Annotated in this window: 3 protein-coding genes and 1 pseudogene (1 of these 4 running past the window's edge); 1 reads left to right on the top strand and 3 read right to left on the bottom strand. The window is 65.8% G+C overall.

Annotated features, from left to right (window positions below):
• A partial coding sequence (locus tag ACFE99_RS20600) for a segregation and condensation protein A (protein WP_375488265.1) occupies positions 1-315 on the bottom strand: 315 nt, incomplete at its 3' end.
• A complete protein-coding gene (locus ACFE99_RS20595; RefSeq protein WP_375488264.1) occupies positions 312-1,175 on the bottom strand; it encodes a ParA family protein in 864 nt (287 codons plus the stop codon). The genes ACFE99_RS20595 and ACFE99_RS20600, both read right to left, overlap by 4 nt.
• Positions 1,176-1,452: 277 nt before the next feature.
• Between ACFE99_RS20595 and ACFE99_RS20590 the strand changes: the two genes are divergently transcribed.
• The gene (locus ACFE99_RS20590; protein WP_375488263.1) at positions 1,453-2,208 is read left to right on the top strand and encodes an O-methyltransferase; all 756 of its coding nucleotides are present in this window, start codon (positions 1,453-1,455) and stop codon (positions 2,206-2,208) included.
• 17 nt (positions 2,209-2,225) lie between these two features.
• Here the strand turns inward: ACFE99_RS20590 and ACFE99_RS20585 are convergent.
• Positions 2,226-2,302, bottom strand: a pseudogene (locus tag ACFE99_RS20585) (site-specific tyrosine recombinase XerD); it runs 862 nt beyond the window's last position.

Raw genomic sequence — 2,302 nt, 5'->3', positions numbered from 1 at the left:
GTCCCGGACCTCCAGCAGCGCCAGATCCTCCTCGTCGTCGACCTGCCCGGCAGGCAGCAGCCGGGCCGCCTTGAGGTCAAGCAGCGTCGCGGCAACCACCAGGAACGCCGTGGTCTCTTCCAGCTCCAGGTCGGCTCCGATCGCACGCGTATAGGCGATGAACTCATCGGTCACCTGGTGAAGCGCCACCTCGGTGACATCGAGGCGATGCGCGAAGATCAGCTGCAGCAGCAGGTCGAACGGCCCCTCGAAGTTGGTGAGCCGGACCTGAAAGCCGTTCTGGGTTGAGCCCTCGAAGTCCACGCGGTCGTTCACGCGCCGAATCGGTGAATGACCTCGCGGGCCAATGAGCGGTAGCCCTCCGCACCGCTCGACTTCGGCGCCCACGAGGTGATGGGCTCGCCGGCGACGCTGGTTTCCGGGAAGCGCACGGTGCGCGTGATGACCGTGTCGAACACCAGGTCACCAAACCGCTCCACGACACGAGCCATGACCTCGCGCGCGTTGACCGTACGCGGGTCGTAACGGGTGACCAGGATGCCGCTGATCTGCAGCTTGGGGTTGAGCCGATCGTGCACCTTGTCGACGGTGTCGGTGAGCAACGCCAGGCCGCGCAGTGCGAAGTATTCGCACTCGGTTGGGATCACCACACCGTCGGCGCAGGCCAGACCGTTGACGGTGAGCAAGCCAAGCGACGGCTGGCAGTCGATCAGCACGTAGTCGTAGCGGTCGAGCACCGGGTGCAGCGCCCGGGCCAGCGTCTGCTCGCGACCCACCTCGTTGACCAGCTGAATTTCGGCGGCCGACAGGTCGATGTTGCTGGGAACCAGGTCCATGTGCTTGACGCGGGTATGGATGAGCACGTCGTCGATCGACACCCGGGGCTCCACCAGAAGGTTGTGAATCGTGCGCTCGAGCTCGTAGTGCGGCACACCCAGGCCAGCGGACAGTGCGCCCTGCGGATCCATGTCCACCAGCAGCACCCGACGCCCGTACTCAGCCAGCGCGGCGCCCAGGTTAATCGTCGACGTGGTCTTGCCGACGCCGCCCTTCTGGTTGCACATCGCGACAACCCTGGCAGGCCCGTGCGACGTAAGCGGTTTCGGCTCGGGAATCGCCCGCGGCGACCGACCGGTTAGCCCGACACCCGCGCCGCTGTCGGCGTCGTCGGTCATAAGCGCCACTCCTCGATCCCGACTAAGCGGGCATCATCGTCGTTGGCGCCGATCATGCCGGGGCGGGGCTCGTCGCCGAACGCATGGGCGTTCGGTTGGTGACGGACAGGCCAGTGCCGGACATCGCAGGAAAGTCTAACGGCTTAACACGCCTGCGCCGGGAAACCCGCAAGCAACCTAACCAGCGAATTCCCGAAACGCACGGCCGGACCTTATTACCCGGCTCCTCCTCATCGCGCTACGCGCTCTGCATCGTCGCCGGGCTATCGTCTCCGTCATGAATCTCAAGCGGCGCATCCCCTTCTTGCGGTGGTCGGTGTTGAGGATGGCGACGGGCAGCCGCAACATCACCACGACCGGCCAGATCGGCGACGGGCGCGAAGCTGCAGCCGTCGAATACGTGGTGAAGAACGCCCGCCCAGGCGACATCGACGACGTGCTGGCCACCATCGACCGGTTCGCCTACGAGAAGTCGATGCTCATCAACGTCGGCCCGGAGAAAGGGGCGCTGCTCGACGCCGCGGTCCGCCGCGCCGACCCGAAACTCGCACTGGAGTTGGGCACCTACTGCGGCTACGGGGCACTGCGGATTGCGCGTGCCGCACCGGCCGCCAAGGTGTACTCGGTCGAGCTGGCCGAAGCCAACGCTGTCAACGCTCGACAGATCTGGGCGCATGCCGGAGTCGGCGACCGGGTGACGTGTGTTGTCGGCACCATCGGCGACGGTGGGCACACGCTGGATGCGCTGGCCACCGAACACGGGTTCAGCGCCGGCGCACTGGACTTGGTGTTCCTCGACCATGACAAGGACGCCTACCTTCCCGATCTGCAAAGCATCATCGAACGGGGTTGGCTGCACCGGGGATCGATCGTCGTCGCCGACAACGTCAAGGTGCCCGGCGCGCCCAAGTACCGCGCCTACATGCGTGAGCAGCAGGGCAAGCTTTGGAACACCACCGAGCACAAGGCACACGTGGAGTACCAGACGCTGGTCACCGATCTGGTGCTGGAGTCGGAGTACCTGGGCCGCTAGTTCCCAGGCGAAAACCGCTAGCGGGCTCGCGGATGCGCGCCGGCCCACACTTCACGCAGCGCGTGCACGGTGACCAGCGTGTAGATCTGAGTCG

The sequence above is a fragment of the uncultured Mycobacterium sp. genome, from assembly GCF_964249325.1.
GTDB lineage: Bacteria > Actinomycetota > Actinomycetes > Mycobacteriales > Mycobacteriaceae > Mycobacterium.
Note: the sequence above shows the minus strand (reverse complement) of the source record. Positions and strands in the feature narration are given on the sequence as shown.